Below are 21,274 nucleotides of genomic sequence, written 5' to 3'. Positions count from 1 at the left end.
TGCGAGGAGCCGCCGCCCGCGGTGCGGACGACGGCTCCTCGTCGTGGGCGGCGCCGAAGGGGCACCGGGCGGATCAGCTCGCGGCGGACGCGCCCTGCTCCACCGTCAGCGTGCGCGCGTCCTGGCCCTGGGGCTCCTCGGACGTGACCGCGATCTTGCGCGGCTTCGCCCGCTCGCTCACCGGGATGGTGACGCTGAGCACGCCGTTGGCGTAGTGCGCCGAGATGCGCTCGGTGTCGATGCCCTGGCCGAGCGTGAGCTGGCGCAGGAACGTGCCGGCCACGCGCTCGCGGGTGAGCCAGCGGACCCCGGGGTCGCCGGCGAGCGTGCGCTCCGCGCGGATGGTCAGCAGCTGGCCGTCCACGTCGATGTCGACCGAGCCCGGGTCGATGCCCGGGAGGTCGGCGGCCAGCACGTAGGTGTCGCCCTCGCGGTGCAGGTCGATGGGCATCGGACGGTTGGCCTGGCGGGTCTCGGCCAGGGCGCCCATGGCGCGGTCCAGCTCGCGGAACGGATCGAAGGTCATGTTCATGCTCGACTCCTCTGATGATCTGTGGGGTTGAGCCCCCTCGGCTCAACTGCGTCGAGATTAGCACTCGGGGCATGCGAGTGCCAAGCCGTTCGCCCAGGGCGAATGGCGCTCTGACCACCGGTTCAGGCGCGTCGGCGGAGGTCGCGCTCCATGCGCCCGATGAGGGTCCAGACCGCGCGTGAGAGGTCCGGATGCTCCAGCGCGATCCCGCGCAGCAGCCGGTACTCGAAGCGCGCGACGACGCCCGGCGCGGTCGACGGATGGCGCACGCGCGCGAGCTCCTCCGCCACGCCGTCCGCCTCGAGCGCGTCCTGCCGGAGGGTCGCCACCACGTGCTCGTCCACGGTGGGCAGCTCCGGGATGACCTCCCACGGGTCGTCGCCGTTCCGGCAGCGGTGCTCGATCACGGCGTCCAGCTCGTCGCGGGCCTCCTGGCGCAGCACCTCGAGGCTGGCGGGGAAGCGGGCGTGCACGGGCGGATCCTCTCGGTGCGGGTCGGGGCGGGGACCCGGCCTCGCGACCGGGTCCCCTTCACGCTACGTCATGCCCCGGACGGCCCCGGACCGCACCGGGCGGGGAGGCCGGACGCCGTGGGTAGCCTGGAGGCCCGGCCACCAGGAGGACCCATGACCGACACCGCCCGCCCCGTCGCCCTCGTCACCGGGGCCACCCGCGGCATCGGCCGGGCGATCGCCGAGGACCTCGGCCGCACCCACCGCGTCATCGTCCACGGGCGCGACCGGGACGCGGTCGACGCGCTCGCCGCCTCCCTCCCCGACGCCGTCGGCTGGGCCGCCGACCTCGCCGCGGGCGGGCTGGAGGGATCCGTCCCCGCGCTCGACCGGCTCGATGTGCTCGTGCACTCGGCCGGCGTGATCGGCGGCGACGCCGTCGACCGCACGCCCGTCGAGGAGTGGCGCCGGGTGTTCGAGGTCAATGTCTTCGCGGTCGCCGAGGTCACGCGGATCCTCCTGCCCGCGCTCCGGGCGGCCCGCGGGCAGGTCGTGCTCGTCAACTCCGGATCCGGCTTCACGGCGAATCCCACGGGCGGCGTCTACGCGGGATCCAAGTTCGCCCTCCGCGCCCTCGGCGACGCCCTCCGCGAGGAGGAGCGCCCGCACGGCGTGCGCGTCTCGAGCGTGCACCCGGGCCGCGTCGCCACCGACATGCAGCGCGAGCTCCGCGCCAAGGAGGGCGGCGAGTACGACGAGGCGCGCTACCTCGAGCCCGCGTCCGTCGCGCGCGCCGTGCGCCTCGTGGTCGACCAGACCCGCGACGGCACCCTCGAGTCGGTGTCGCTGCGGCCGTTCGGGGGCTGACCCGCCGGGTCGCGGATCAGCGCCCGCGGAACGTCGTCCGGATGTCGTCGACGAGGAGCCCCGGCTGCTCGAGCAGCGCGAAGTGCCCGCCGCGCGCGACCTCGCTGAACAGCACGAGGTCCGTGTACCGGCGCTCCGCCCAGCGGCGCGATCGGCGCACGTACTCGCCCGGCATGACGCTGAGCCCCGTCGGGATGGTGATCGGCGCGTCGATCGTGCCCGGCGTCGCCCAGCCGACCTGCGCCGACTCCCAGTAGAAGCGCGCCGCGGAGGCCGCCGTGCCGGGCAGCCAGTACAGCATCACGTCGTCGATCATCTCGTCGAGCGCGAAGAGCGCCTCGGCGTCGCCGTGCTCGTCGTGGGATCCGCCGACGTCCTGGAACATGGCGTAGATCCACGCGGCGAGCCCCGCGGGGGAGTCCTGCAGCGCGTACCCGACGGTCTGCGGCCGGGTCGACATCATCTGCGAGTAGCCGGACAGCTGCTGCCAGTAGTGCCCGGTCTCCGCCATCATCCGCCGCTCCTCGTCGGTGGCCTCGCGCATCTCGTCGTCCGTGGGCATGAAGGGCGCCATGTTGAGGTGGATCGCCCGGAGCCCGATGCCCTCCGCGGCCTCGAGGGCCGCGAGCTCGGACGTGACCGACGCTCCGAGGTCGCCGCCCTGCGCGTACCAGGCGTCGTAGCCGAGGCGGCGCATGAGCTCGGCCCAGGCGCGGGCCGTGCGCCGCGCGCCCCAGCCCGTGCCCGTCGGCTTCCCCGAGAAGCCGAAGCCGGGGAGGCTCGGGATCACGACGTGGAAGGCGTCCTCCGCGGAGCCGCCGTGCGCCACCGGGTCGGTGAGCGGGCCGATCGCGTGGCGGAACTCGAGGACCGAGCCCGGCCAGCCGTGCGTCAGCAGCAGCGGACGGGCGCCGGGCTCGGGGGAGCGCACGTGCAGGAAGTGGATCCGCAGGCCGTCCACCTCCGTCGTGTGCTGGCCCCAGCCGTTGAGCAGCGCCTCGGTGCGGCGCCAGTCGTAGCCGTCGGCCCAGCGCTCGACGAAGCGCCGCATGCGCGCGAGCTGCGGGCCCTGGGAGGTGTCGCCGACGGTCTCGGGATCGGGCCAGCGGGTGGCGAGGAGGCGGCGGCGGAGGTCGTCGAGGTCGGCCTCGGGGACGTCGAGGCGGAAGGGGGTGATGGCGGACATGCGCGGCTCCGATGGGGGTCGTGGCGCGCGGCGGATGCCTGCGCTCGGAGATCATCTTCACACAAGACGATCTGAACCGGATACGATCTCGGCATGACCTCCCCCGCCGCCTCCGCCCCCCGGGCCGACGACCGCGCCGCCGACGACGCCACGGGCATCGACTGGGGATCGGGCGGCATCGAGACGCAGTTCGGCTGGTCCATCCAGGCCGTCTACCAGGGCTTCGCGCGCACCGCGCAGACCGCCGTGGCGGACGTGCCGGGCGGGCCGCGCGGGTACCAGGTGCTCGTCGCGATCACCACGGAGGAGCCCACCTCGCAGCTCGCCCTCGCGCAGCGCCTCGGGATCGACAAGACGCAGATGACCTACGTGATCGACGCGCTCGCCGACGGCGGCCTCGTCGAGCGGCAGCCGCACCCGCGGGACCGCCGGATCCGCCAGGTCCTGCCCACCGACGCCGGACGCGCCCTGCTCGAGACCGCCCGCGTGGCGCTCCGCGACGTCGAGGACGCCCTCATGCGCGACCTCGACCCCGACGAGCGCACCGCGCTCCGGCGCCTCCTCGCGCGCGTCGCCCTCGGCGCCGGCGACGCCGCCGCCTGCCTCCCCGACGGGCAGCCGATGGAGCAGCCCGTCGCCGCCCCCCACCGCTCGCGCCGACCGGCGCGCCGCACCACCCGAGACGGAGACCCCTCGTGAGCACCCCCAGCCCCACCACCCCCGCATCCGGATCCCCGTCCGGTCCCGTCGTCGTCGCCGGCGCCACCGGCGACCTCGGCCGCCGCATCGTCCGGGAGCTCCTCGCCGCGGGCGCCCGCGTGCGCGTCCTCACCCGCCCCGGCAGCACCGCCACGGCGGAGGCGTGGGGCGAGGATCCCCGCGTCGAGGTCGTCGAGGCCGCGTACACGGACCGGGCCGCGCTCATCCGCGCGGTCGCCGGCGCCCGGGTCGTCGTCTCCGCCGTGAGCGGCGCCCGCTCCGTGATCGTCGGGGCCCAGCGCGCGCTCCTCGCCGCGACCGTCGCGGCCGGCGTCCCGCGCTTCATCCCGTCGGACTACTCCTCGGACTACCGCCGCGTCACCCCCGGCAGCAACCGCAACTTCGAGCTGCGCCGCGAGTTCGCCGCCGACCTCGACGCCGCTCCCGTGCGCGTCACCTCGGTGCTCAACGGCGCCTTCGCCGACATGCTCACGGGCCAGGCGCCCATCGTCCTGTTCGACCGGCGCCGGGTCCTCTACTGGTCGTCCGCCGACCAGGTGCTCGACTTCACGACCAAGGACGACACCGCCCGCGTCACGGCGCTCGTCGCCCTCGACGACGACGCGCCCCGCGTGGTGGAGGTCGCGGGGGACCGCGTCACGGCGCGCGACCTCGCCCGGATCATGACCGAGGTCACCGGCACGCCCTTCCAGCTGCAGTGGGCGGGGACCACGGGCGTCCTTGCCGCGGCGAGCAAGGCCATGCGCCGCGTGGCGCGGGACGAGCAGGAGACCTTCCCGGCCTGGCAGGGGATGCAGTACCTCGTGAGCATGTACAGCGGCGAGGCGGAGCTGCGGCACGTCGACCGCGAGCGGTTCGGCGAGCTGTCGTGGACGGGCGTGCGCGAGGTGCTCGCCGCGCACGTCGCCGAGCGGGGGAGCGCGCCGGCCGCGTAGCCCCCGCCGGGTGGTCGGCCGGGCGACGCGCCCGGCCGCCCCGTCCCGAGGCCACGGCTCGCTGGGTGCCGCGTCCAGGCGGCGGTGGTCGGATGGCTCCGCGCCACGAGCGCCGCGGGCGGCCGTCCGACCGCCCGCACCCCGAGCGAAGGAGACCCATGACCGCACGCAGCATCCAGTGGCAGCTGGCGAAGCGCCCCACCGGCGAGCCCACCCCCGACGACGTCCGCCGCGTCGAGGTCGACCTCCCCGACCTGCGGGACGGCGAGGTCCGCGTGGAGAACGAGTACATCTCCGTCGACCCCTACATGCGCGGCCGCATGAACGACGTCCCCTCCTACATCCCGCCCTTCGGGCTCGACGAGGCCATGACCGGATCCGCGGTGGGCCGCGTCGTCGAGTCCCGCTCCGACGACCTCGCCGCCGGCACGCTCGTCAGCCACAGCCTCGGGTGGCGCGACGTCGCCCAGGGCGAGGCGGGCGCGTTCCGCCCCGTCCCCGAGATCCCCGGCGTGCCGTCCTCCGCCCACCTCGGCGTGCTGGGCCTCACGGGCCTCACCGCCTACGTCGGCCTCGCCCGCATCGCCTCCATCCGCGAGGGCGACGTCGTGTTCGTCTCCGGCGCGGCCGGGGCCGTCGGCTCGATGGTCGGCCAGATCGCCCGGCTCCTCGGCGCCTCGCGCGTCGTCGGCAGCGCCGGATCCGCGGAGAAGGTCGAGCGCCTCACGTCGCACCTCGGCTTCGACGCCGCGTTCGACTACCACGGCGGCGACCTCGAGCGGAAGCTCGCGGAGGCGGCGCCCGACGGCATCGACCTCTACTTCGACAACGTCGGCGGCGACCACCTGTCGGCGGCGCTCGGCGCCCTGCGCGACGGCGGCCGCGTCGCGAACTGCGGCTCGATCTCGACCTACAACTCCACGGGCGAGGAGGTCGCGATCCGCAACACGGGCCGCATCGTCACGCGCGGACTCACGCTCCGCGGCTTCACCCTCGGCAACCACCAGGACCTCGCGCCGGAGTTCGCGGGCCGGATGGGCCCGTGGCTCGCCGAGGGCCGCATCACGGCCGACGAGACCGTGATCGACGGCATCGACCGCGCGTTCGACGCCTTCACGGGCCTCATGCGCGGCGAGAACGTCGGGAAGATGGTCGTGCGGACCCGCGCCTCCGCCTGACCCGCACCTCGCGGGCGTCGTCCTCGGGGAGCGTCGGCGGCGCATCCGCCCGGCGCTCCTCGCGGGCGTCGTCCGCGGCGCCGTTCCGCGCCTCCCGCAGCCGCCGCCCCTCGTCCTCGAGGAGGGCGCGGCGGCGCGCGAGCCGCTCGGCCCGCGTCGTGTCGCGCACCGGCAGCCGCAGCGCGTGCTCGGCGGCGATCCCCGCCTGCAGCTGCCGGGCGCGGATGATCTCGACGTCGAGCTCGCCGCCCAGCACGAGCGACAGGTTCCCGATGTAGAGCCAGAGCAGCAGCACGATGACCGCGCCGAGGACCCCGTAGGTCGACTCGTAGCTCGCGATGGTGGTCACGTACCCGACGAAGCCGGCGGTGCCGAGCCCCCACGCGACGATCGCCACGAGGCTGCCCCAGGTGAGCAGGTCCACCCGGCGGCGGCGCAGGTTCGGGGTCGCCGCGTACAGCACGCCGATGATCCCCGTGAGCAGCGCCACGAGCAGCGGCCACTTGACGACGGCCCACACCACGAGGGTCGTGTCGCCGAGCCCGAGGTGCTGCCCGAGCGCCCGGGCCCCCTCGTCCGTGAGCAGCAGCATGCCCACCATCACGACGCTGACGACGAGCAGCGCGATCGTCACCAGGAGCATCAGCGCCCGGTACTTCACGAGCGGCCGGCCCTCCTCGGTCTCCTGGACGCGGTTCATGGCGCGCCCGAACGCGGTGACGTAGGCGGCCGACGTCCACAGGGCGCCGAGCGCGCTGATGCCGAAGGCGAGCCCGGAGCGCGGCCCGTCGGCGAGCTGCTCGACCGGGTCGCGGATCACGTCGACCGCGGGGTCGCCGAGGACGGCCGTGAGGACCCGGAGCACGCCCTCGACGCCGGCGCGCGTGTCGCCGACCAGGCCGATGAGGCTGAGCACCGCGACCGCGGCGGGGATGAGCGAGAGCGTGGAGTAGAAGGTGAGGCTCGCGGCCGCGTCGATGCCGCGGTGCTTCATGAAGCCGTAGACCGCGCGTCGGCAGGCGTACCAGCCGAGCTCCCGGCCGATGGGCTGGCGCCGGTGGAGGGCCGCCTCGTCGAGCGCGTCCTGCGGATCCGCGTCCGGCCTCGCGTCGTCGGGGGCGGAGCGGGTCGCGCGGTGGGGCATGCCCGCCAGTCTGACCCACGTCCGCCGCCTCGGCCGCCCCGGTGGCTAGGCGCACCCGCCCGCGTGCGCTACACAGGGAGGCATGGTGCACACGGAGTCGGTCGAGATCGAGCGCAAGTACGACGTCCCCGAGGGGGTGCCCGTCCCGGCCTTCGCCGGCATCGAGGGGATCGCCGAGGCCCGGCCCGAGGAGCCCGTGACCCTGGTGGCCGTCTACCTCGACACCGAGGACCACGCGCTCGCCGACCGCCGCATGATCCTGCGCCGCCGCGAGGGCGGGCACGACGCCGGCTGGCACGTGAAGCTCCCGGCCGACGGCGGCGAGGGCCGCACCGAGCTCGGCTGGCCCCTCGCGGACGGCGACGACGGCGACGGCGCCGTGCCGCCCGCCGTGCTCGACGCGGTGGCCGTGCACCTGCGCGGCCGCGTGCTCACGCCGCTCGCGCGCCTCGAGACCGTGCGCACCATCGTCACGCTGCACGACGCGGACGGCCGCGCGGTCGCGGAGTTCGCGGACGACCGGGTCACCGGATCCGACGTGCGCGGCGGCACCGTGCGCGCCTGGCACGAGTGGGAGGTGGAGCTGCTGCCCGACGCGCCCGCGAAGCGCAAGCAGCGCACCGCGCTCCTCGACCGGATCGAGCAGCACGTCCTCGACGCCGGCGGCCGCCCCTCCGACAGCGCCTCCAAGCTCGCCCGCGCGCTCGGCGCCGACGCGCTCGGCCGGCAGGCGCCCGCGGGGCCCGCGCTGCCGGATCCCGCGACGCTCGCGAAGGACAGCCCCGCCTCCGACGTCGCCCGCGCGGTGCTCGCCCGCGGCGTCCGCGACCTCGTCGCCGCCGACCCGCACGTCCGCGCGGACGAGCACGACTCCGTCCACCGGATGCGCGTCGCCGTCCGCCGCCTCCGCAGCGCCCTCCGCACCCACCAGGACGTGATCGACCCCGCGGCCACCGCGCCGATCCGCGCCGAGCTCACGGCGCTCGGCACCGTGCTCGGCGAGGCCCGCGACATGGAGGTTCTGCGCGACCGCGTCGTGTGGTCGGTCGTCGAGCACGACACGGCGACCGTGCCCGACCACGTGGGCGACGCCCTGCACGACGTCCTCGACGAGCGCTACCACCGGGCCCGCGAGCGCGTCGTCCGGGCGCTCTCCTCCGCGCGCTACCTCCAGCTGCTCGACTCCCTCGACGCCCTGGTGCAGGATCCGCCGCTCACCCACGACGCCAGCGCCCCGGCCGGCCCGGCCCTGCACGCCGCGCTCCGCCGCGACGCCGAGCGCGTCGGACGGCGCGCCGCCATCGCGCAGGAGGCGGTCGGCGAGGCCGCGCGCATCGAGGCGCTGCACGAGGTCCGCAAGGCCGCGAAGCGCCTCCGCTACGCGGCCGAGGAGGTCAGCGGGCGCACGGTCGCGGTCCTCGGGCGGAAGACCCTGCGGCTCGCGACGGCCGCCGAGGAGGTGCACGACGAGCTCGGGGAGCACCGCGACGGCATCGCCATGCAGCGCGTCCTCCGCGAGGAGGCGCAGCGCCTCGCGGCCCGCGGCGAGGACTCCTTCGCGCTCGGCGTGCTGCACGAGGCCGAGCGGCTGCGCACCGAGTCCGCGCTGTGGCGGGCGCAGCGCGCGCTCGAGCGCCTGCTCGCCACCGCCGTCCCGGGAGCGTGAGGGCGGCTCGTAGACTCGTCAGGTGACCCCCGACGCCGAACCGCCGACCCCGGCGTACGACCCGTCGGAGCTCGACGTGCGGGTCACGGGCGGCACCGTCCGCGGCGTGCGCGAGCGCGGCGTCGAGGCGTGGCGCGGGATCCCGTTCGCCGCCCCGCCCCGCGGCGACCTCCGCTTCCGGGCGCCGCAGCCCGTCGTCGGCTGGGAGGGCGCGCGCTTCGCGCAGCACTTCGGCAAGGTGGCGCCGCAGGTCAGCGCGGGCGCGTTCCTCGGCGCGCCGCAGGGCACGCCCATGGGCGAGGACTGCCTCACCATCAACGTCATCGCGCCGTCCGGGCTCAGCCCCGACGCCGCGCGGGTCAACCGGGAGTCGCAGCTGCGGCCGGTCATGGTCTTCATCCACGGCGGCGCGTACGTCGTCGGATCCTCGCGGGAGAACCCCGTGCAGGGCGAGGGCCTCGTGCGCCAGGGCGGCATCGTCTACGTCAGCTTCAACTACCGCCTGGGTGCCCTCGGCTACCTCGACTTCAGCCGCTACTCGACGCCCGAGCGCCCCATCGAGTCCAACCTCGGCCTCCGCGACCAGGTGCAGGCGCTCCGCTGGGTGCGCGAGAACATCCGCGCGTTCGGCGGCGATCCCGACAACGTCACGGTGTTCGGCGAGTCCGCGGGCGGCAACGCCGTCACGACCCTCATGGCGGTGCCGTCGGCGCACGGCCTGTTCGCCCGCGCCATCGCGCAGAGCTCGCCCACCAACGCCATCTACCCGTCGGAGCAGACGGCCAGGTGGGCGGAGCAGTTCGTGCGGATCCTCGCGGACCGGGCGGGACGCGCGCCGGACGACGCCGAGGCCGTCCGCCTCCTCACCTCCGCGAGCTCCTCCACCCTCGCGACGGCGGCGAACGAGCTCATGGTCCGCACGCCCGACGAGGAGCCCGGCACGATCACGTTCAGCCCCGTCATCGACGGCGACGTGCTGCCCGAGCGCCCCCTCGACGCCTTCAAGCACGGCCGGGCGGCGCGCGTGCCGCTCATCATCGGCACCAACGAGCGCGAGGGGTCGCTGTTCACCGGCCGCCTCGACATCCTCGCGACCACGCCTCGGCGGATCGAGGCGGTGTTCGCCAAGACCGACGAGGAGCACCGCGAGGAGCTGGCGGCGCTCTACCCGGGGCTGCCAAAGCGCCGCGCGGCCCTCGACTTCGGCGGCGACTACGCGTTCTGGTTCCCGTCCGTCAAGGTCGCCGAGCGCCACGCCCGCTACGCGCCCGTGCACTTCTACCGCTTCGACATCGCGCCCCGCCTCGTGCGCCTCATGGGCCTCGACGCCACGCACGGCCTCGAGCTCTTCGCCCTCTTCGACCGGATGGACTCCCTGGTGGGCCGCGGCATGACCCTGCTCGGCGGCCGTCGCGCGTTCGTCGCCGCCGGCGAGCGGATGCGCATCGCCTGGCTCCGGTTCGCGCAGGACGGCTCGGTCGACGAGTCCTGGCCGGCGTACGTGGGCGACGACGAGGACGCGCTGCGCGACCTCGAGGAGGCCGACGACCGCACGGCGGGCACCGGTGCGGCGGGGGAGCGCGGTCCGTCGCGTCCCGGATCCGGCCCCCGCCCGCCGCGCGTGCGCCCGGGCGGCATCCGCGATCGCGGCCCCCGCCGCCGCGCCACCCTCGTCTTCGACGTGGTGGACCGCGTCGAGCACGACCCGCACGCCGACCGCCGCGTCGCCTGGCGCGACTTCGTCCCGCACATCTGAGCGGTCCGCCCCGGCGCGCGATGTTCATCCGATCGTCATCCCGCCGTCGCCCGTCCCGAGCGCCCGTGTGCAGGCCGTTAGGATCGATGACTGTGACATCCGCTCGAGGGATCCGGTAGTGGATCTCACCCTCATCGTCGTCCTGGTCATCGTCCTGGCGCTGTTCTTCGACTTCACCAACGGCTTCCACGACACGGCCAACGCGATGGCGACGCCCATCGCCACCGGCGCGCTGAAGCCCCGCGTGGCCGTCGCGATCGCCGCGGTGCTCAACCTCGTCGGCGCGTTCCTCAGCACCGAGGTGGCGAAGACCGTCTCCGGCGGCATCATCCGCGAGGGCGACGGCGGCGTGCAGATCACGCCGACCATGATCTTCGCGGGCCTCATGGGCGCCATCGTCTGGAACCTCGTGACCTGGCTCCGCGGCCTCCCCTCGAGCTCCAGCCACGCGCTGTTCGGCGGGCTCATCGGCGCGGCCGTCGTGGGCGCGGGCCTCGGGTCGGTCGACTTCGGCGTCGTCATGTCGAAGGTGATCCTGCCGGCGCTGCTCGCCCCCGTCATCGCGGGCGTCATCGCGTACACGACCACGAAGCTCGCCTACTCGATCACGCGCCGCTCGAGCGGCCCGAACGAGCGCGGCGGCTTCCGCTACGGCCAGATCTTCACCTCGTCGCTCGTCGCGCTCGCGCACGGCACCAACGACGCGCAGAAGACCATGGGCATCATCACCCTCACGCTCATCGCGGGCGGCTTCCAGGCGGCGGGCTCCGGCCCCGAGTTCTGGGTCATCGCGGTGTGCGCCGTGGCCATCGCGCTCGGCACCTACATGGGCGGCTGGCGCATCATCCGCACGATGGGATCCGGCCTCACGGAGGTCAAGCCCGCGCAGGGCTTCAGCGCCGAGGCCTCCACCGCGGCGACGATCCTCGCCTCCAGCCACCTCGGCTTCGCGCTCTCGACCACGCAGGTCGCCTCGGGCTCCGTCATCGGCTCGGGCCTCGGCCGCCGCGGCGCGTCCGTCCGCTGGAACACGGTGGGCCGGATCGCGCTCGGCTGGCTCCTCACGCTGCCGTCCGCGGCGATCGTGGGCGGCGTCGCGGCGCTCGTCGCGAGCACCGGCACGGTCGGCTTCGTCATCGACGCGGTCGTCGGCGTGGCCGTCATCGTGTGGATCTTCTGGCGCTCGCGCCGGAACGCCGTGCACGCCCGCAACGCCATCGTCGAGGTCGACGCCGCCGGGTTCGCGGTGCGCGGCCGCAAGGCCACCAAGGCCGCCCGGAAGGCCAGGGAGGCCGCATGATCGACTGGAGCGCGTTCCTCATCGTCGCCGTGGCCGCCCTCGTGGGCGCCGTCGCGGTGGTCTGCCTCTTCTCGCTCGGCGTCCGGCTCCTCGCCGTCGGCACCGAGTACGACGACGAGGGCCACAAGGTCTCCGTCACCGGCATCCGCCCGCAGGCGGCGACCGTGGGCGGCTACGTCTGCTTCGCCCTCAGCGGCCTCGCCGTGCTGTACGGCGTCTACCTCATCGTCCCCGCGCTGCACTCCTGACCCGGCCGCGCGCGGTCCCGGGCTGGTCCCGGCCGCGCGCCCGGCCCTAGGCTCGATCCCATCCCGACGCCGTCGTCGGCTCCTCCCTCCTCCTGTCGTCCGACCCGACCCCTCGCGGAAGAAGCCATGACCGAAGCGCGCACGTCGTCCCCCGCCCCCGCGACCCCGGGAGCGCGCGGCGCGCTCGACCGGTTCTTCGAGATCACGGCGCGGGGCTCCACCTACGCCCGCGAGATCCGGGGCGGCGTCCTCACGTTCGTGACGATGGCGTACATCGTCGTGCTCAACCCGCTGATCCTCGGCGGCTTCAGCGCCGACGCGGCCACGCTCGACGTCGAGGGCAACTGGCTGCAGGCCACGCAGGTGGGCGCCGCGACGGCCCTCACCGCGGGCGTCATGACCATCCTCTTCGGCCTCGTCGCGCGCCTGCCGTTCGCGTTCGCGGCCGGCCTCGGCATCAACTCGTTCCTCGCGGTGAGCGTGGTCGGCGAGGTCACCTGGCCCGAGGCGATGGGCCTCGTCGTCATCAACGGCCTCGTGATCGTCCTCCTCGCCACCACGGGCCTCCGCACGCTGATCTTCCGGGCCGTCCCGCGGGAGCTGAAGACCGCCATCACGGTCGGCATCGGCCTCTTCATCGCGTTCATCGGCTTCGTCGACTCCGGGTTCGTGCGCGGCACGGGCGTGCCGGCCTCGCCGCTCGCGCTCGGGATCGACGGCTCCATCGCGTCGCTGCCGACCGTCGTCTTCATCCTCGGCCTCGTGATCATGGGCGTCCTCATGGCCCGCCGCGTGCCCGGCGCGCTCCTCATCGGCATCGTCGCGACCACGCTGATCGCCATCGTCGTGGAGCAGGTCTTCCGCATCGGCCCGTCGAACACCTCGGGCGCCACCGGCTGGAACCTCAACGCGCCCGTGCTGCCCGCCGCGCCCGTGTCGCTCCCGGACCTCGGCCTCGTCGGCGCCTTCGACTTCGGCGCGTTCGGCCGCATCGGCGTCATCTCCGCGCTCATGCTCGTCTTCACGCTGGTCTTCACGAACTTCTTCGACGCCATGGGCACCATGACGGGCCTCGCGAAGGCCGCCGACCTCTCCGACGAGCGCGGCGACTTCCCCCGCCTCAAGGGCGCGCTGGTCGTCGAGGGCTTCGGCGCGGTCGCGGGCGGCGCCACCTCGAGCTCGTCGAACACGGTCTTCATCGAGTCGGCCTCCGGCATCGGCGAGGGCGCGCGGACGGGCCTCGCGTCGATGGTCACGGGCGTGCTGTTCCTCCTCGCGATGTTCTTCACGCCGCTCACGCAGGTCGTGCCGCTCGAGGTCGCGGCCGCCGCGCTCGTCATCGTCGGCACGCTCATGGCGTCGCAGATCAAGGACATCGTCTGGACCGACTTCTCGGTGGCGCTGCCGGTCTTCCTCACGGTGCTCGTGATGCCGCTCACCTACTCGATCGCGAACGGCATCGGCGTCGGCTTCCTGTCGTGGGTGCTGGTGCGCTCGTTCTCGGGCCGCGTGCGCGAGGTCTCGCCGCTGCTCTGGGTCGTCTCCGCGGGCTTCCTCGTCTTCTTCGCGCGCGGGCCGATCGAGCAGCTGCTCGGCGTCTGATCCGCGCGGCTCGCGCCGCCTCCGGGTTGGCGCGAGCGGCGGACGCCCCCGTAGGGTCGGTGGGGACCCCCCTCCGACGACGCACGGGAGCCCGCACATGATCGACCTCGACAGGCGCGGCGACGTCCGCGAACCCCAGGAGCCCGCCAAGCGCTGGCGCATCGTCGGGCCGGGCCTCGTGGTCGCGGCCACGGGCATCGGGGCGGGGGACCTCGTCGCGACCCTCGTCGCCGGATCCCGCTTCGGCTACGCCCTGCTCTGGGCGGCCGTGCTCGGCGTGGTCATCAAGATCTTCCTCGTGGAGGGCGCCGGCCGGTACTCGCTCGCGACGGGCCGCACGATCTTCGAGGGCTGGCGCACCGTCGGCCGCTGGACGACGTGGTACTTCGGCCCGTACATCCTCATCTGGGGACTCGTCTACGGCGCCGCCGCCATGAGCTCCTCGGCGCTTCCGCTCGCCGCGCTCTTCCCCGGGGTCGACCTCAAGGTGTTCGCGATCGGCTGCGGCCTCGTGGGCGCCGTCGTGGTCTGGTTCGGCCGCTACTCGGCGTTCGAGCGGATCATCGCGGTCTTCGTCGGCCTGATGTTCGTGACGGTCGTGGGCGCCGCGGTCGTCACCGTGCCGAACGTCCCGGCGCTCCTCACGGGCCTCGTGCCCACGATCCCCGAGGGCGGCCTCGTCGTCGCGCTCAGCATCGCGGGCGGCGTCGGCGGCACCATCACGCTCGCGGCGTACGGCTACTGGCTGCGCGAGAAGGGCTGGGTGGCGCCCGGCTGGATGAAGGTCATGCGCATCGACAACTCCGTCGCCTACGTCATGAGCGGCGTCTTCGTGCTCTCGATGCTCGTCGTGGGCGCCGAGCTGCTGTACTCGGCCGACATCGCGCTGGCCGACGGCGAGGGCGGCCTCGTGCAGCTCGCCGACGTGCTGGGGGAGCGCTACGGCGCCTTCATGACGTGGTTCTTCCTGCTCGGCTTCTTCGCCACGTCGTTCTCGTCGATCCTCGGCGTGTGGAACGGCGTCTCGCTCATGTTCGCCGACTTCCTCGGCACCGTCCGCGGCCTCGACGTCCACGACCCGCGCCGTCGCCTCGGCGGCAGCTACTACAGGGCGTTCATCGTCTGGCTGACGATCCCGCCCATCGGCCTGCTGTTCCTCGACCAGCCGATCGGCCTGATCATCGCCTACGGCGTGCTCGGGGCCCTGTTCATGCCGTTCCTCGCCATCACCCTGCTCGTGCTCCTCAACACCGACCGCACGCCGCGCGCGTGGCGGAACCGCCCGCTCAGCAACACGGTGATGGGGATCTCCGCGCTGCTGTTCGTGGTGCTCGGCGTGCAGCAGCTCGTGACGGAGATCGGGAAGCTGCTCTAGCGGCGGCGGCGGCGGCCCGCGCTCGGGCCCGTCAGTCGGCGGAGGCGGTCGCCCGCACGTCCGAGGTGCCGGGGACGGCCCGGTCGCCGGACGTGGGTGCCTCGGCCGTGCGGAACACCACGAGCCGGTAGAGCGTGAAGTTCCAGACGAGGCCGATGAGCACCGCCGTGGCCTTCGCGATGTTGATCTCGAGGAACTCCTGCTCGGCGCTCGTGCCGAACATGATGAGCGAGCGGCCGAAGGTCGTGTCGAACCCGCGCTCGAACAGCCAGATCACGCCGCTCTGCAGGAGCAGCGAGCTGAAGCCCGTCACCGCGAAGAAGCGGAGGAAGCGGCCCATGGTCACGGGCCCGCCCTGCCGGAACACGAAGTAGTGGTTGAGGAAGTAGGAGATGGTGATGCCCACGGTCACCGAGACGAGGTTCGCCCCGATCACCGGCATGGCGGCGCCCAGGATCAGCAGGTTGAGCAGCACGAAGTCGAGGCCCGTGTTGAGGAGCCCGGCGAGGAGGAAGCGGACGCGGCGGTCGGCGAGGAGCTTCGTCATGCTGATCCTCCCGGCATCCGGCGCGAAGGCCGTCCGGTCGGCACGCGCACGGCGTCAGGGCGCCGAGCCTCTGGCAGTGTAACAAGCGCGTAACGGCCACGCAGGGGCCCGCGCGGCCGGATCGGCGGTCGCTGGCTAGAATCGACGGGGCCCGGATCCGGGTCATCCCCGATTCGGAGACGGAACCACCAGCTTGAGCAGTCTCACGATCGTGATCCCCACCTACGAGGAGGCGCGCAACGTCGGGGAGCTGCTGCCCCGCCTCGCCGCCATGTCCGCCGAGAACCCCGACGTCCGCATCACCGCGATGATCGTCGACGACTCGTCGCCCGACGGCACCGCCGACCTCGCCCGGTCGCTCGCGGCCGACGTCGCGACCGACACGTTCGACGTGCGCGTCGAGACCCGCGCGGAGAAGGCCGGCCTCGGCGCCGCGTACATCTGGGCCTTCGAGCGGCTCCTCGGGGCGGACGAGCCGCCCACGCACATCCTGCAGATGGACGCCGACCTCTCGCACGACCCCGCCTACATCACCGAGATGCTGCGCCGGGTGCGCGGCGGCGCCGACCTCGTGGTCGCCTCCCGCTACATCCGCGGCGGCGCGACGCCCGACTGGGACCTCAAGCGCCGCTTCCTCAGTGTGGGCGGCAACCTCTACACGCGGCTGTTCCTCGGCTCCCGCATCACCGACTACACGGGCGGATTCAACCTCTACGAGACGGGGCTGCTGCGCCGGATCACCCCGTCGACCATCACGACCACGGGCTACGGCTTCCAGATCGAGATGAAGCAGCGGGCGCTCCGGTACGCGAAGCGCCCGACCGAGGTCGCGATCGTGTTCATGGACCGCGCCGAGGGCGAGTCGAAGATCCCGAGCGACACGCTCGTGACGAACCTGCTGCTCGTGCTCCGCCTGCGCTTCGGGCGCCGCCGGCCCTGATCCCGCCCGGCGGGCCGCGGCCGCCGCGCCGTCCGGCCGCCGAGCCGAGCCCGCCGGGTCAGCCCGCGGACGCGTGCAGCGGATCGTGCGGGGCGCGCTGGTGCGGGCGGGCCGGCGCGATGATCGTGCCGCGCCGCCCGAGCGCGTCGACCACGGGGTCGGTCGACCCCAGCACCTGCGAGCGCGCGGTGCCGTGGCGGGCCCAGTAGGCCGCCGTCCACGCGCAGATGAGTCCGTCGAGCAGGTCCTCGAGGTGCTTGTGCTGCCGCTCCACGATCGCGGGTCCATCGGCGACGAGGGCGGCCGCGCGCGGGTGCGTGGCCACGTCGAGCGCCGGATCCGCGTGGGCGAGCCCCGCGACCCGGTCGAGGACGATGCGGAACTCGGCGGCGCGGTGCGGGCGGCGGTCGGCGGTCGCGAGCAGCGGGGCGAGGCGCTTGTACCGCGGCTTCATGGCGTCGAAGCCGAGCTCCGGGGCGCCGACGAGGGTCGTGTACGGGTAGCACTCGATCATCGTGCGGGCGTCGTCGGCGCGGTCGGCGGCCGAGCCGTCGTCGTAGTCCCAGCCCGCCGCCTCCAGCCGCGTGCGGAGCGCGACGGCGCCCTGGGCGGGCATGCGGGCGTTCGACGGGTAGGCGGAGATGCCGAGCCGGCCGTAGCGCGAGGCGACCTCCTTCTCGGCGAGGCGGCTGCCGGTGGCGTTCGCGACGACCAGCGGGCCGTCGACGGCGGCGACGGCGCCGGGAGCGCCCCACTCCTCGGTCCACGCGACCACGGCGTCGATGCCGCGGGCCGTGCTGAGGTCGAGCACGCGGCCCTCCTCGTCGATGCAGGCGAGTCCCGTCTCGCGGGCCGGACGGGCCGCCGTGCCCTCCGCCCAGGCGAGGTCGATCCCGAGGAAGCGGCGCATCCGACGAGCCTATCCGCGGGTTCCGGAGCCCTCGGCCGGCCGGAGGGCCGCTAGTAGTGTCGAGGGATCCTCCTGCCACGAGCGACGAGACGATGGAGCCTCCACCATGACCCCAGTGAGCCCGAACGACGACCGCATCCCGACCCCCGACGGCCACCCCGTCCGGACCGAGACCGACAGCCTGGGGAGCCTCGACGTCCCCGCCGACGCCTACTGGGGGATCCACACGGCGCGCGCGCTCGAGAACTTCCCCATCAGCCTGCGGCCGTTGAGCGTCTACCCGGAGTTCGTGGTCGCGCTCGCGCAGGTGAAGCAGGCGGCGGCGCGCGCCAACGTGCAGATCGGCGTGCTCGACGCGCGGAAGGCGAAGCAGATCGACGAGGTCTGCTCGGAGATCATCGCGGGGGAGCTGCACGACCAGTTCGTGGTCGGCGTGATCCAGGGAGGCGCCGGCACGAGCACCAACATGAACACCAACGAGGTCATCGCGAACCGCGCGCTCGAGCGGGCCGGCCACGCGCTCGGCGACTACCGGCACATGCACCCGCTCGACGACGTGAACCGCAGCCAGTCCACCAACGACACCTACCCGACGGCGCTCAAGGTCGCCCTCATCCACTCGCTGCGGCAGACCCTCGACGAGCTGGAGCTGCTGCGGAGGTCGTTCCTCACCAAGAGCGCGCAGTTCTCGCAGGTGCTCAAGGTCGGCCGCACGCAGCTCCAGGACGCCGTGCCCATGACGCTCGGCCAGGAGTTCCACGGCTTCGCCACCACGCTCGGCGAGGACCACGCGCGGCTCGGCGAGCTCGTGCCGCTGCTGTCGGAGATCAACCTCGGCGCCACGGCGATCGGCACGGGCATCACGGCGGATCCGAACTACGCGGCGGCCGTGCGCGGGCACCTCAGCGCCATAACGGGCTACACGCTCGTGACCGCGAGCGACCTCATCGAGGCGACGAGCGACGCGGGCGTGTTCATGACGCTCTCCTCGACGCTCAAGCGGAGCGCCATCAAGCTCTCGAAGATCTGCAACGACCTCCGGCTGCTGTCGTCGGGCCCGCAGGCGGGGCTCGGCGAGATCAACCTGCCGCCGCGGCAGGCGGGGTCGAGCATCATGCCCGGCAAGGTGAACCCGGTGATCCCCGAGGTCGTCAACCAGGTCGCGTTCTCCATCGCGGGCGCCGACGTCACGGTGACCATGGCGGCCGAGGGCGGGCAGCTGCAGCTCAACGCGTTCGAGCCGGTCATCGCGCACTCGCTGCTGCAGTCGCTCAGCTGGCTGCGGAACGCCGCGTGGACGCTGCGGGTGAACTGCATCGACGGGATCACCGCGAACACCGAGCGACTCGCGGCGCAGGTGGAGTCGTCGGTCGGCGTCGTGACGGCGCTCACGCCGTACATCGGCTACGCGGCCTCCTCCAGCCTCGCGAAGACGGCCCTGATGACGAGCGCGTCGATCCCGGACCTCGTGGTCGAGGCGGGCCTCATGACGCGGTCGCAGGTGGAGAAGATCCTCGCGCCCGACCGGCTCTCGGGCCTCGAGCCCGTGACGGCGGCGATGACCGCGATCACGCCGGAGATGCTCGCCGCCCACGCCGCCGAGGAAGGTGGCGCACTCAGCTGACGGGCGCCTCGACGACGACAGCGCGCCGCGGCCCGAGGGCTGCGGCGCGCTGTCGCGTGCGGGGGATCCGGCGCTAAGCGTCCGGCTCCGTGGCGGTGCGGGCCGGCGTGGTGCCGGACGCGTCGTCCGCGGCGGCGTCGCGCGCGGGCTCCTCGCGGTGCACGGATCCGGCGATGTCGGCCGGGGTGGGGACGTGCGGGGCGTCGGCGGAGGTCGGCTTCGGGGCCGCCTTCCGCTTCGGCGCGGGCCTGCGGGCGGCGGCGCTCGGCGCGACGGGCGCGGGTGCGGGCGGCGTCTCGGCGGCCGGCTCCTCGGCGGACGGCTCGTCGGCGTCGGCCGGCTCGCCCAGGTCGTCGGGGCCGAGGGTGTCGAGGTCCTCGTCCGCGTCGTCCTCGGTGCCGTCCGCGGAGGCGTCGGCCTCGCCGGCGCGCGCGGCGCCGGTCGCGGGGATCTGGACGGGACCGGTCTCATCCTCGTCGTCGAAGGACGCGAGCGCCTCGTCGCGCGCCTCGGCCGCGGTGAAGACGGCGCGGCGGCCGGCCTCCTCGCCGCGCTCGCGGAGGTCCTCGGCCGTCGCCTGGACGCGCGTGCGCGCCTCCTCGGCGGTCTCGACGACGCGGCCGCGGACGTCCTCGGCCGTCTCGGCGACGCGGTGGCCGACCTCGGTCGCCTGCTGGCCGACGCGGTCGACGACGTGCTTGGTCTGGTCCGCCGTGCGGGTGCCGAGGTCCTTGGCGGTGTCGCCGACCCTGCCCGCGATGTCCTGGGTGGTGCTGCCGACCTTGCCGGCGATGTCCTGGGTCGTGCTGCCGACGCGGCCGGCGACGTCCTGCGTGGTGGTGCCGATGCGCTCGCCCACGGTGTGCGCGGTGCGGCCGACGGCGACCGCCGCGCCCTGGACGGCGTGCCCGACGAAGCCCGCGACCTCGCGGGCGGTCTCGACCGTGCGCTCGACGACGACCGGGCCCTTCTCGTCGAGGACGGCCTGCGCCTCGCGGACGCCGCGCTGCACGGGCGCGCTCGACCAGACGGTGCGCGACGTCCGGGCGATGCCCTCGTAGCGCTTCCGGCCGGCGCGCGCGCCGAGGACGTAGCCGGTGCCGAGGCCGGCGAGGAGGAGGAGACGGTTGATCATCCGTCCAGCCTAGACGCGCGGCTCGGGGATCGGCCGGGAGGGGCTACGCGTCCCGCTCGCCCTGGGGGCCCGTGGCGTCGTGGACCTCGTCCGCGTCGGGATCCGCCGCGTCGGGCGCGGTGAGGTCGGCGTCCTCCGGGATGGAGTGGTCGTGGATCGGGTCCTGCGGCTGGTCGGTCATGCGGTCGAGCCTACGCGCGGGCGTCGGGCGCCCGACCCCGGTCAGAGGATGCGCGTGTGCGTGGTCAGCGAGCCGATGCCCTCGACCGAGACGGTGACCGTGCTGCCGTCCTTCAGGAAGATCTGCGGGTCGCGCGAGTAGCCGGCGCCGCTCGTCGTGCCCGTGGAGATGAGCGTGCCCGGCTGCAGCGTGGAGGAGGTGGAGAGGTAGGAGACGAGGCGCGCGACCGTGCGGACCATGCCGCTCGTGCGGCCGTCCTGCACCGTCTCGCCGTCGAGGACCGTGGTGATGCGGAGGTCCTGCGGATCCGGCACCTCGTCGCGCGTGACGACGACGGGACCCGTGGGGGAGAAGCCGTCGAAGCTCTTGCAGCGGCTCCACTGCTGCTCCGAGAACTGCAGGTTGCGGGCGGTGATGTCGTTGACGACCGTGTAGCCGAAGACGTGGTCGAGGGCGTCCGCCTCGGACACGTCGCGCGCGGCCCGGCCGATGACGACGCCGAGCTCGACCTCGTAGTCGACCTCCTCGCTGAGCGAGCGCGGCCAGCTGGTGGTGCCCTCGTGGCCCGCGAGCGAGTTGGGCCAGAGCGCGAAGACGGTGGGGGCGGAGGCGCTCGTGATGTTGAGCTCCTCGGCGTGCGCGGAGTAGTTGAGGCCCACGGCGTAGACGGCCGGCGGGCGGAGGATCGCGGAGGCGTGCGTGAGGCCGTCCACCGGGGTGGTGCTCGTGCGGCTGGCGACGGCGCGCTCGACGGTGGCGCGGACGCGGGCCATCTCGTCGTCGCCGCGCTCGATGAGGTCCTGCAGGTCGCGCGGGGAGTCGTCGAGCACCTCGTCGAGGAAGAGCGCCTGGCCCTCGGAGACGATGGCGGCCAGTCGGGGGGTCACGCCGTCGTCGGCGAGCAGGTGCGCGAACTTCATGCCACCACCGTATCGGGCGGGCGCGGTCGGTCGCGGTTGCGGTCATAACGTGCATG

Annotated in this window: 21 protein-coding genes; 12 read left to right on the top strand and 9 right to left on the bottom strand. The window is 74.0% G+C overall.

Going from position 1 to position 21,274, the window contains the following annotated elements:
• Positions 1–73 precede the first annotated feature (73 nt).
• Positions 74–532: an Hsp20/alpha crystallin family protein gene (locus ACT7CP_RS10985; RefSeq protein WP_413963472.1), complete on the bottom strand. Its 459-nt coding sequence runs from the start codon at positions 530–532 to the stop codon at positions 74–76.
• A gap of 122 nt (positions 533–654) precedes the next feature.
• A complete protein-coding gene (locus ACT7CP_RS10980) occupies positions 655–1,005 on the bottom strand; it encodes a hypothetical protein (protein ID WP_413963471.1) in 351 nt (116 codons plus the stop codon).
• 153 nt (positions 1,006–1,158) lie between these two features.
• On the opposite strand from ACT7CP_RS10980, the gene ACT7CP_RS10975 reads away from it, so the two are divergent.
• Positions 1,159–1,851: an SDR family oxidoreductase gene (locus ACT7CP_RS10975; protein WP_445442236.1), complete on the top strand. Its 693-nt coding sequence runs from the start codon at positions 1,159–1,161 to the stop codon at positions 1,849–1,851.
• A gap of 16 nt (positions 1,852–1,867) precedes the next feature.
• Here the strand turns inward: ACT7CP_RS10975 and ACT7CP_RS10970 are convergent, their stop codons facing one another.
• Positions 1,868–3,037, bottom strand: coding sequence for an epoxide hydrolase family protein (locus tag ACT7CP_RS10970; RefSeq protein ID WP_445442235.1), 1,170 nt, complete (start codon positions 3,035–3,037; stop codon positions 1,868–1,870).
• A 93-nt stretch (positions 3,038–3,130) separates the two neighbouring features.
• Between ACT7CP_RS10970 and ACT7CP_RS10965 the strand changes: the two genes are divergently transcribed.
• The 3 genes from ACT7CP_RS10965 (at position 3,131) to ACT7CP_RS10955 (ending at position 5,870) form a co-directional block, all read left to right on the top strand.
• A complete protein-coding gene (locus ACT7CP_RS10965; protein WP_445442234.1) occupies positions 3,131–3,736 on the top strand; it encodes a MarR family winged helix-turn-helix transcriptional regulator in 606 nt (201 codons plus the stop codon).
• Positions 3,733–4,692, top strand: coding sequence for an NmrA family NAD(P)-binding protein (locus tag ACT7CP_RS10960; RefSeq protein WP_445442233.1), 960 nt, complete (start codon positions 3,733–3,735; stop codon positions 4,690–4,692). Before ACT7CP_RS10965 ends, ACT7CP_RS10960 begins: the two co-directional genes overlap by 4 nt.
• Before the next feature lie 158 nt (positions 4,693–4,850).
• Positions 4,851–5,870 (top strand): NADP-dependent oxidoreductase, encoded by a 1,020-nt coding sequence (locus ACT7CP_RS10955; RefSeq protein WP_445442232.1) that lies wholly within the window; start codon positions 4,851–4,853, stop codon positions 5,868–5,870.
• Here the strand turns inward: ACT7CP_RS10955 and ACT7CP_RS10950 are convergent.
• Positions 5,815–7,014: a YihY/virulence factor BrkB family protein gene (locus ACT7CP_RS10950; RefSeq protein ID WP_445442231.1), complete on the bottom strand. Its 1,200-nt coding sequence runs from the start codon at positions 7,012–7,014 to the stop codon at positions 5,815–5,817. The two genes, ACT7CP_RS10955 and ACT7CP_RS10950, sit on opposite strands and share 56 nt — an antisense overlap.
• A gap of 82 nt (positions 7,015–7,096) precedes the next feature.
• Between ACT7CP_RS10950 and ACT7CP_RS10945 the strand changes: the two genes are divergently transcribed.
• The 6 genes from ACT7CP_RS10945 (at position 7,097) to ACT7CP_RS10920 (ending at position 14,961) form a co-directional block, all read left to right on the top strand.
• Entirely contained in the window at positions 7,097–8,680 is a 1,584-nt protein-coding gene (locus tag ACT7CP_RS10945) for a CYTH and CHAD domain-containing protein (RefSeq protein ID WP_445442230.1), read from the top strand.
• A 22-nt stretch (positions 8,681–8,702) separates the two neighbouring features.
• Positions 8,703–10,436 carry a carboxylesterase/lipase family protein gene (locus ACT7CP_RS10940; protein ID WP_413963463.1) on the top strand — a complete coding sequence of 578 codons (1,734 nt, stop codon included), beginning with the start codon at positions 8,703–8,705 and terminating at the stop codon, positions 10,434–10,436.
• 118 nt (positions 10,437–10,554) lie between these two features.
• Positions 10,555–11,736 carry an inorganic phosphate transporter gene (locus ACT7CP_RS10935; protein ID WP_413963462.1) on the top strand — a complete coding sequence of 394 codons (1,182 nt, stop codon included), beginning with the start codon at positions 10,555–10,557 and terminating at the stop codon, positions 11,734–11,736.
• Positions 11,733–11,984 (top strand): hypothetical protein, encoded by a 252-nt coding sequence (locus ACT7CP_RS10930; RefSeq protein ID WP_413963461.1) that lies wholly within the window; start codon positions 11,733–11,735, stop codon positions 11,982–11,984. Before ACT7CP_RS10935 ends, ACT7CP_RS10930 begins: the two co-directional genes overlap by 4 nt.
• A gap of 126 nt (positions 11,985–12,110) precedes the next feature.
• Positions 12,111–13,586 carry an NCS2 family permease gene (locus ACT7CP_RS10925; protein ID WP_445442229.1) on the top strand — a complete coding sequence of 492 codons (1,476 nt, stop codon included), beginning with the start codon at positions 12,111–12,113 and terminating at the stop codon, positions 13,584–13,586.
• A 97-nt stretch (positions 13,587–13,683) separates the two neighbouring features.
• The gene (locus ACT7CP_RS10920) at positions 13,684–14,961 is read left to right on the top strand and encodes an Nramp family divalent metal transporter (RefSeq protein ID WP_445442228.1); all 1,278 of its coding nucleotides are present in this window, start codon (positions 13,684–13,686) and stop codon (positions 14,959–14,961) included.
• 31 nt (positions 14,962–14,992) lie between these two features.
• Here the strand turns inward: ACT7CP_RS10920 and ACT7CP_RS10915 are convergent, their stop codons facing one another.
• The gene (locus ACT7CP_RS10915; RefSeq protein WP_445442227.1) at positions 14,993–15,508 is read right to left on the bottom strand and encodes a GtrA family protein; all 516 of its coding nucleotides are present in this window, start codon (positions 15,506–15,508) and stop codon (positions 14,993–14,995) included.
• A 193-nt stretch (positions 15,509–15,701) separates the two neighbouring features.
• On the opposite strand from ACT7CP_RS10915, the gene ACT7CP_RS10910 reads away from it, so the two are divergent.
• On the top strand, positions 15,702–16,448 hold the full coding sequence (locus tag ACT7CP_RS10910; RefSeq protein WP_413963457.1) for a polyprenol monophosphomannose synthase: 747 nt from the start codon (positions 15,702–15,704) through the stop codon (positions 16,446–16,448).
• 58 nt (positions 16,449–16,506) lie between these two features.
• Here ACT7CP_RS10910 and ACT7CP_RS10905 read toward each other — a convergent pair whose 3' ends face one another.
• On the bottom strand, positions 16,507–17,358 hold the full coding sequence (locus ACT7CP_RS10905; protein WP_445442226.1) for a DUF429 domain-containing protein: 852 nt from the start codon (positions 17,356–17,358) through the stop codon (positions 16,507–16,509).
• A 106-nt stretch (positions 17,359–17,464) separates the two neighbouring features.
• Here ACT7CP_RS10905 and ACT7CP_RS10900 point away from each other — a divergent pair, with 106 nt between their 5' ends.
• The gene (locus ACT7CP_RS10900) at positions 17,465–18,982 is read left to right on the top strand and encodes an aspartate ammonia-lyase (RefSeq protein WP_445442225.1); all 1,518 of its coding nucleotides are present in this window, start codon (positions 17,465–17,467) and stop codon (positions 18,980–18,982) included.
• A 73-nt stretch (positions 18,983–19,055) separates the two neighbouring features.
• Here ACT7CP_RS10900 and ACT7CP_RS10895 read toward each other — a convergent pair whose 3' ends face one another.
• From ACT7CP_RS10895 to ACT7CP_RS10885, 3 genes are read right to left on the bottom strand one after another with little or no spacing between them, the layout of a single operon-like run.
• A complete protein-coding gene (locus ACT7CP_RS10895) occupies positions 19,056–20,117 on the bottom strand; it encodes a hypothetical protein (RefSeq protein ID WP_445442224.1) in 1,062 nt (353 codons plus the stop codon).
• Between the two features lie 43 nt (positions 20,118–20,160).
• A complete protein-coding gene (locus tag ACT7CP_RS10890; RefSeq protein ID WP_445442223.1) occupies positions 20,161–20,298 on the bottom strand; it encodes a hypothetical protein in 138 nt (45 codons plus the stop codon).
• Between the two features lie 41 nt (positions 20,299–20,339).
• Positions 20,340–21,218, bottom strand: coding sequence for a fumarylacetoacetate hydrolase family protein (locus ACT7CP_RS10885; protein WP_413963452.1), 879 nt, complete (start codon positions 21,216–21,218; stop codon positions 20,340–20,342).
• Between the last annotated feature and the right edge of the window lie 56 nt (positions 21,219–21,274).

This window comes from Clavibacter rahimiani (genome assembly GCF_052654495.1).
Note: the sequence above shows the minus strand (reverse complement) of the source record. Positions and strands in the feature narration are given on the sequence as shown.

Bases quoted from the DNA above. Each gene is read 5' to 3' on its own strand.
- ACT7CP_RS10890 (WP_445442223.1), bottom strand. From the start codon at position 20,298: ATGACCGACCAGCCGCAGGACCCGATCCACGACCACTCCATCCCGGAG.
- ACT7CP_RS10950 (WP_445442231.1), bottom strand. From the start codon at position 7,014: ATGCCCCACCGCGCGACCCGCTCCGCCCCCGACGACGCGAGGCCGGAC.
- ACT7CP_RS10885 (WP_413963452.1), bottom strand. From the start codon at position 21,218: ATGAAGTTCGCGCACCTGCTCGCCGACGACGGCGTGACCCCCCGACTG.
- ACT7CP_RS10905 (WP_445442226.1), bottom strand. From the start codon at position 17,358: ATGCGCCGCTTCCTCGGGATCGACCTCGCCTGGGCGGAGGGCACGGCG.
- ACT7CP_RS10965 (WP_445442234.1), top strand. From the start codon at position 3,131: ATGACCTCCCCCGCCGCCTCCGCCCCCCGGGCCGACGACCGCGCCGCC.
- ACT7CP_RS10975 (WP_445442236.1), top strand. From the start codon at position 1,159: ATGACCGACACCGCCCGCCCCGTCGCCCTCGTCACCGGGGCCACCCGC.
- ACT7CP_RS10970 (WP_445442235.1), bottom strand. From the start codon at position 3,037: ATGTCCGCCATCACCCCCTTCCGCCTCGACGTCCCCGAGGCCGACCTC.
- ACT7CP_RS10985 (WP_413963472.1), bottom strand. From the start codon at position 532: ATGAACATGACCTTCGATCCGTTCCGCGAGCTGGACCGCGCCATGGGC.
- ACT7CP_RS10930 (WP_413963461.1), top strand. From the start codon at position 11,733: ATGATCGACTGGAGCGCGTTCCTCATCGTCGCCGTGGCCGCCCTCGTG.
- ACT7CP_RS10920 (WP_445442228.1), top strand. From the start codon at position 13,684: ATGATCGACCTCGACAGGCGCGGCGACGTCCGCGAACCCCAGGAGCCC.
- ACT7CP_RS10955 (WP_445442232.1), top strand. From the start codon at position 4,851: ATGACCGCACGCAGCATCCAGTGGCAGCTGGCGAAGCGCCCCACCGGC.
- ACT7CP_RS10895 (WP_445442224.1), bottom strand. From the start codon at position 20,117: ATGATCAACCGTCTCCTCCTCCTCGCCGGCCTCGGCACCGGCTACGTC.
- ACT7CP_RS10925 (WP_445442229.1), top strand. From the start codon at position 12,111: ATGACCGAAGCGCGCACGTCGTCCCCCGCCCCCGCGACCCCGGGAGCG.
- ACT7CP_RS10915 (WP_445442227.1), bottom strand. From the start codon at position 15,508: ATGACGAAGCTCCTCGCCGACCGCCGCGTCCGCTTCCTCCTCGCCGGG.
- ACT7CP_RS10945 (WP_445442230.1), top strand. From the start codon at position 7,097: ATGGTGCACACGGAGTCGGTCGAGATCGAGCGCAAGTACGACGTCCCC.
- ACT7CP_RS10900 (WP_445442225.1), top strand. From the start codon at position 17,465: ATGACCCCAGTGAGCCCGAACGACGACCGCATCCCGACCCCCGACGGC.